Source organism: Propioniciclava sp. (assembly GCF_029977985.1).
GTDB lineage: Bacteria > Actinomycetota > Actinomycetes > Propionibacteriales > Propionibacteriaceae > Propioniciclava.
In genome coordinates this window covers 1-6025 of the sequence record NZ_JARKOT010000232.1, presented here as the reverse complement: position 1 = coordinate 6025, position 6025 = coordinate 1, and the positions used below count along the sequence as shown (strand labels likewise).

Below are 6025 nucleotides of genomic sequence, written 5' to 3'. Positions count from 1 at the left end.
TGGCTGGAGGCCCGGCCGACCACCGAGCTGCCGACCGAGGTGCACGCGCACTTCGCCGCCGCTGTCGAGGGGCTGTCGCCCGCCGAGACGGTGACCAAGGTGATCGAGCTCGTGCGGGCCGAGCTGGAGTACGAGGCCGGTTGGACGGTCGCCACCACCAGCGCCGCCGAGGCGTGGGAGGCGAAGAAGGGCGTCTGCCAGGACTTCGTGCACATCACCATCGGCGCCCTTCGTCACTTGGGCATCCCGGCGCGCTATGTGTCCGGCTACCTCGCGCCCGATCCGGACGCCCCTCTCGGCCAGCCGCTGACGGGGGAGAGCCACGCGTGGGTCGAGTGGTGGGGCGGCGACTGGGTGGGTGTCGACCCGACGAACCGGAAGTCGGTGGGTGACCACATCGTCGTCGCCCGCGGCCGTGACTACGAGGACGTCCCGCCCTTCACCGGCGTCTACCTCGGCGACGAGGAGGCCGAACTGTCCGTGGAGGTGTCCGTCACGCGGCTGTCGTGAGTCCCGCTGGTCGAGCTTGTCGAGACCACTTACGCGTCGGCGTCCTCATCGGTGACGAGGAGCCGCGGGTGGGGGAGCAGGCCGGACAGGCCGTTCCACGTGAGGTTCACGAGGTGGGCGGCGACCTGGGGCTTGGTGAGGCTGGTGGTCTCGCGGGCGTCCACCCACCACTGGCCGGCCAGGGCGACGAGCCCGACGAGCATCTGGCTGTAGAGGGGCGCTGTGTCGGGGTCGAAGCCGCGGCGGGCGAACTGGGCGCCCAGCAGGCCCTCCACGCGGGCGGCGATGCCGGACAAGATGGTGGCGAACGTGCGCGACTCGGCTGAGTCCTTACCGTCCAGGCTGATGGGGGAGGAGTCGCGGCTGATGATGCGGAAGCCGTCGGGGCTCTCCTCGATGTAGTCCAGCAGGGCGAGCGTGCCGAGTTCGATGAGGCGGCGCGGGCTCACCGACGGCTGCGAGATGGCCGCATGGATCGCGTCGTGGAGCGTTTGCACCTCGCGGTCGACGACGACGGCGTAGAGGCCCTCCTTGCCGCCGAAGTGCTCGTACACCACCGGCTTGCTGACGCCCGCGTGCGCCGCGATTTCCTCGACGGAGGTGCCGTCGAGACCCTTCTCGGCGAACAGTCCGCGGGCGACATCGATGAGCTGTTCGTGCCGCTGGGCGCGCGTCATGCGGACGCGGCTGCGGCGCGTCCTCGGCGTGGCGTGCGGCAGGGTCACCCGGTCAGTCTCTCGCGAGACGGCGTCCCGGCGCCAATGGACGCACGACGCAAGGCCGGTAGAGTGGCCTCTCGAGCCCGTCCGCGGGCGAACCCCGGTTGGTCTTTCGGTAGGGCCCGCCTGACTTTGAATCAGGATTAGCGCAGCAGGTTCGACTCCTGCCCGGGGTGCCGTCGGAGGCGCGTGCGAGCGCCAGCCATCAACGGATGCCGCTCCTTGCTCGCGTGAGTCACCCGGGCAGTGATTCACACACCTCCCCGTCGCCGTTGCCATCGAGCCCGTGCGGGTCGTTGCCGGGGGAGTAACCGTGGGACTCCCACCACCCCTGCGCCTCGGTTTGGGTTGCGAAGGAACTGCAGTTCACGTCGTCGGTCGGCGACGGCCCCGGGGGTGTCGACTGGGTCGGCTCCGGAGCGGGACCGACAATCGGCTCAGGCGCGGTGCTTTCCATGAAGGACGCAGAGGCGCCACCGAGCGTAATGCGCGTACCGGAGCCGAGCGCGAGGCGGGCATCGATGGTGGCCGCGGGGTGCCTATCGGCCCGGGTGAGCAGGATCGGCGCATCGCTCAGCGCGGCCGCGGGTGTTCCAGAAAGGGCGTCGGCGTAGGTGACGCCGGAGGCGAAGAAGAGCACCGCACTTCCTCGGGGCCAGACCGTCTTGGCCACCGCTGCGGCCGTGGCGTAGCGATCCGTGCCCTCCACCCGGCTCACCTGGGCGCCGGGAGCGGCGTCCTGCACCAGCTGGAACGTCGCTTCGGCGATGGCGGCGTTACCGCCGGCCACCGCGACCTGTGCGGGAGCCAGTTCGACCAGCTTGTGAGCGCTCACCTCGGGCAATGCGTCCCGCCGGGTCAACACGATCATCGAATGGTCGTGGGCAGCGGCGGCGCCGGCGGCCAAGGCGTCGGCGAAGCTTTCACCGGAGACCACCCATATCCGCTCGGGATCGGTGACCCCCTCTCCGAGCAGTGTGGCCGTCTCGTAGCGGTCATCGCCGGCGATGCGCGTGATCTCGGCCCCGGTGGCTTCCTTCAGGGTGGCGGCAACATCTTCGCTCACCGCATTCGGGCCGCCGACGATGCGGATCTCGCTCGGCTCCAACCGCTTCAGCTCCGCGATGACCTCTGGGCTCACGGCGTTGGGTGCGACGAGCAACAGGGGTGCCTTCGCCCTGGCTGCGGCAGGGCCGGCGGCGAGGGCGTCCGGGTAGTTCGTGCCGCTGGCCACGTAGACCACCTCTTGAGGTGGCTGGGCGATCGCCCGCGACACCTCCACCGCCGTCGCGTAACGGTTGGGGCCCTCGATGCGGAAGACGCCCTCCCTCGTGATCGGCGCCACGGTCGCGGAAGCACCCGCTACCCCGCTCCCGATGACCAGCAAGCCCGTCATCGCCGCCACCAAGCCCCATCGGCGCCGTCCGTTCATCGCCCCTCCTCCGCTCCGCCGCACCGCTCACCGCCGGTGCGTTGGCGAAGACTCTAGGTCAAACACGCGCACGGCACAGGTGATCTGGTCAACCCTCACTTGACGCCGCAGTTGCGTTCCTTTCGAGGTGCATTGATCCGCACATGCGGCTACGCTCCGGTGTCATGCCCGCCTATCGCATCAGTACCGCCGCCCGGCTGCTGGGTGTCAGTGACGACACGTTGCGGCGCCGGATCGCCCGCGACACCATCGAACTGGCTCAGGACGCCGCCGGTCACGCCGTCATCGACGGCGTCGAACTCGTGCGCCTCGCGCTCGACGACGCGCCGGAGCCGGGGCGCGAGTCGTCAACGTCGGCCCGGAACCACTTCGAGGGGCTCGTCACCCGCGTGGTCTCCGACCAGGTGATGTCGCAGGTCGAACTGCAATGCGGTCCCTTCCGGGTGGTGGCGTTGATCTCGACCGAGTCGGTGAACGAGCTCGGTCTTGAGCCGGGCGTCGCAGCGACCGCCCGCGTGAAGGCAACCAACGTCGTCGTGGATCGGGCCGACCGATGAGGGCCCGGTCCGGCGGCCTCGCCGTGCTGGGCGTTGGCATCCTGGCGCTCCTCGGCGCCTGCACGGCGCCGGCTCCCGCTACCCCCACCGACCCCGCGCCGGCGGCGCCCACCCCCGGGGGGTCGCTGACGGTCTTCGCGGCCGCCTCCCTCAAGGCACCCTTCGAGGAGATCGGCGCGGCGTTCGAGGCCGAGCGCGGGGCCGAGGTGGCGTTCTCCTTCGAGGGCTCCTCGACGCTGGTCGACCAGCTCGCCGGCGGGGCACCCGCCGACGTCTTCGCCTCGGCCGACGAGAAGAACATGACCCGGGCCCTTGACCAGGGTCTGGTGGCCGGGACGCCGAGCTTGTTCGCCACCAACCAACTGGTGCTCGTCGTGCCCGCCGGGAACCCCGGGGCGATCACCGGTCTGGACTCCTCGCTCGACGGCAAGCGCCTCGTGGTGTGTGCGGTGGGCGTCCCCTGTGGGAACGCGACCGCCCAGCTGGCCGAGACCCTCGGCGTCGCCCTGCACCCGGTGTCGGAGGAGCAGAACGTGACCGAGGTTCGGGGCAAGGTCGAGTCCGGCGAGGCGGACGCAGGGTTCGTCTACGCCACCGACGCCAAGCTCTCCGGCGACAAGGTGGAGGTCGTGCCCGTGCCGGGGGCCGAGCAGGTGGTCAACCGCTACCCGATCGCGGTGACGGCCGAGGCGTCCGACCCTGCGGTGGCGCAGCAGTTCGTGGACGCCGTCACCTCGCCGCAGGGTCAGGCGGTGCTGGCCAGCTACGGTTTCGGAACTCCGTGAACCCACCGCCGCTCCCGCGCTGGATCTGGCTGCCGGCCTGCTTGGCGCTGGCGTTCGTCGCCCTGCCGATCGCGGGTCTGGCTTCGCGGATCCCGCTCGACCGGCTGCCCGGCCTGCTGACCCGCCCGGACTCCGTGGCCGCCCTCGGCCTCAGTCTGCGCACCTGCGCGGTCTCGACCGCGCTCGCGGTCGGTCTCGGCCTACCGCTGGCGCTCGTCATGGCGCGCGCCCGGGGTGCCTGGACGCATGTGGCCCGCACGCTCGCTGTCCTGCCGATGGTCCTGCCGCCCGTGGTGGCCGGGCTCGCGCTGTTGTCCACCTTGGGGCGCCGCGGGCTGCTGGGTGCCACGCTCGACGTGGCCGGCATCCAGATCGGCTTCACGACCGCCGCCGTCGTCCTCGCGCAGGCCTTCGTGTCGATGCCGTTCTTCGTGGTGGCGGTCGAGGGGGCGCTGCGCTCCCTCGATCCCGAGGTCGAGCACGCCGCGGTGGGCCTCGGCGCGAACCCGGCCCACGTGCTGCGCCGCGTCACTGTGCCGCTCGTCGGCCCGTCGCTGATCGCGGGGGCCACCATGGCGTTCGCGCGCGCCCTCGGCGAGTTCGGCGCCACGCTCACGTTCGCCGGTTCGCTCCGGGGCGTGACCCGCACGTTGCCGCTGGAGATCTACCTGCAGCGCGAGGTGGACGCCGACGTCGCCGTCAGTCTCTCCGTGGCCCTCATCGCCATCGCGGCGGTGCTAGTGGTGCTGCCCGCATGGTGGTTGCGCCGGCGCGGGGCGAGCGCATGAGTGCTGCGACCGTGCACGCCGGGGTCACAGCCCGCGGCGTCCAGCTCGACGTGGAGGCGGCTCCCGGGCGTGTTCTCGGCGTGATCGGGCCCAACGGTGCGGGCAAGTCGACGCTGGTCCACCTGCTTGCGGGGCGCCTGCGGCCCGATACGGGCACGGTCACCCTCGGGGGGCGTGTCGTCGCCGGGCCCGGCGTCTGGGTGCCGCCCTGGCAGCGTCACGTGGGCCTCCTCGCCCAGCGGCCCGTGCTCTTCGGCCACCTCGACGTGCTCGAGAACGTCGCGTTCGGCCCCCGCGCCCGCGGGGTGTCCCGACGCCGAGCTCGGCAGCGTGCCGCTCTTGAGTTGGACGCCGTCGGCTGCGGTTCGCTCGCCGCGCGGCGTCCGCACCAGGTCTCGGGCGGGGAGGCGCAACGCGTCGCGCTGGCCCGGGCGCTGGCGTCCGACCCCGACCTCGTCGTGCTCGACGAGCCCTTGGCAGCCCTGGACGTGACCGCAGCCGGGCGGCTGCGGGCTCTGCTTCGCGAGCGTCTGCGGGGGCGGACGGTGGTGCTCGTGACCCACGGCGAGCTCGACCTGTGGTCATTGGCCGACGACGTGGCGGTGCTCGACCACGGGCGGGTCCGGGCGCACGGCCCGGTGGACGACGTGCTCCGGCGACCACCGACGGACTTCGCGGCCGATTTCGCCGGGCTGAACCGGCTCTGCGGCACCTGCATCTCCGCGGACGTTGTGCGGTTCGGTGACTTCGAGGTGGTCGGTGTGCCCGATCCGGACGCCGCCCCCGCCGCCGGCGACGCGGCGCTGGCCCTCTTCGCGCCCGCCGCGGTCGCGCTCTACCCGGCAGGCGGAGCGCCGCAAGGGTCGCCGCGGAACACCTGGCGCGGCACCGTGATCGGGCTCGAGGCGCGTGGGGGTGTGGTGCGCGTCCGATTGACGGTGGGCGCGGCCACCGTCGTGGCGGATGTGACCGCACGCTCGGTGGGGACCCTCGGGTTGGCGGCCGGCGTCCCGGTGGAGGCGTCCGTGAAGGCAGTCGGGGTTCGCCTCACGCGCTGACGCCGGTGGGCTCAATCAGCCTGACGCCGCTTAGGTACTTCGACCTGAAGAAGTCCGGTGGCGCCGGTCGGCTGGCTGGCCGGGCTGACGGCGCGGGCCCTTCCTGACTGGGAGTCTCCCGGCTCTGGGGGTCAGCCGGCCAGGAGGGCGCTGATCTTGATCAGGTTGTGTGCCAG

Annotated in this window: 7 protein-coding genes and 1 tRNA gene; 6 read left to right on the top strand and 2 right to left on the bottom strand. The window is 71.9% G+C overall.

From position 1 onward, the window contains the following. Positions 1-510: transglutaminase family protein (locus Q1K57_RS13335; protein WP_300083426.1), on the top strand; the 510-nt coding region annotated here is incomplete at its 5' end. A gap of 29 nt (positions 511-539) precedes the next feature. Here the strand turns inward: Q1K57_RS13335 and Q1K57_RS13330 are convergent. Continuing rightward, complete coding sequence (locus Q1K57_RS13330) at positions 540-1187, bottom strand: TetR/AcrR family transcriptional regulator (protein ID WP_300083428.1); 648 nt, start codon at positions 1185-1187, stop codon at positions 540-542. 139 nt (positions 1188-1326) lie between these two features. On the opposite strand from Q1K57_RS13330, the gene Q1K57_RS13325 reads away from it, so the two are divergent. Beyond that, a tRNA-Gln gene (locus tag Q1K57_RS13325) sits at positions 1327-1405 on the top strand. A 59-nt stretch (positions 1406-1464) separates the two neighbouring features. On the opposite strand, the gene Q1K57_RS13320 is transcribed toward Q1K57_RS13325, so the two are convergent. Then, entirely contained in the window at positions 1465-2661 is a 1197-nt protein-coding gene (locus Q1K57_RS13320; RefSeq protein ID WP_300083424.1) for a cell wall-binding repeat-containing protein, read from the bottom strand. A 164-nt stretch (positions 2662-2825) separates the two neighbouring features. Here Q1K57_RS13320 and Q1K57_RS13315 point away from each other — a divergent pair, with 164 nt between their 5' ends. From Q1K57_RS13315 to Q1K57_RS13300, 4 genes are read left to right on the top strand one after another with little or no spacing between them, the layout of a single operon-like run. Further along, positions 2826-3218, top strand: coding sequence for a TOBE domain-containing protein (locus Q1K57_RS13315; protein WP_300083422.1), 393 nt, complete (start codon positions 2826-2828; stop codon positions 3216-3218). Further along, positions 3215-4003, top strand: a complete 789-nt coding sequence (gene modA, locus Q1K57_RS13310) for a molybdate ABC transporter substrate-binding protein (protein WP_300083420.1) — start codon at positions 3215-3217, stop codon at positions 4001-4003. Before Q1K57_RS13315 ends, modA begins: the two co-directional genes overlap by 4 nt. Continuing rightward, positions 4000-4791, top strand: a complete 792-nt coding sequence (locus Q1K57_RS13305) for an ABC transporter permease (RefSeq protein ID WP_300083418.1) — start codon at positions 4000-4002, stop codon at positions 4789-4791. Before modA ends, Q1K57_RS13305 begins: the two co-directional genes overlap by 4 nt. After that, positions 4788-5849 carry an ATP-binding cassette domain-containing protein gene (locus Q1K57_RS13300; protein ID WP_300083416.1) on the top strand — a complete coding sequence of 354 codons (1062 nt, stop codon included), beginning with the start codon at positions 4788-4790 and terminating at the stop codon, positions 5847-5849. The genes Q1K57_RS13305 and Q1K57_RS13300 overlap by 4 nt, the downstream gene beginning before the upstream one ends. Positions 5850-6025: the final 176 nt, after the last annotated feature.

What these genes read in the sequence shown, in the direction of transcription:
- modA (WP_300083420.1), top strand. Translation starts at nt 3,215, where the DNA reads ATGAGGGCCCGGTCCGGCGGCCTCGCCGTGCTGGGCGTTGGCATCCTG.
- Q1K57_RS13330 (WP_300083428.1), bottom strand. Translation starts at nt 1,187, where the DNA reads ATGACGCGCGCCCAGCGGCACGAACAGCTCATCGATGTCGCCCGCGGA.
- Q1K57_RS13320 (WP_300083424.1), bottom strand. Translation starts at nt 2,661, where the DNA reads ATGAACGGACGGCGCCGATGGGGCTTGGTGGCGGCGATGACGGGCTTG.
- Q1K57_RS13300 (WP_300083416.1), top strand. Translation starts at nt 4,788, where the DNA reads ATGAGTGCTGCGACCGTGCACGCCGGGGTCACAGCCCGCGGCGTCCAG.
- Q1K57_RS13315 (WP_300083422.1), top strand. Translation starts at nt 2,826, where the DNA reads ATGCCCGCCTATCGCATCAGTACCGCCGCCCGGCTGCTGGGTGTCAGT.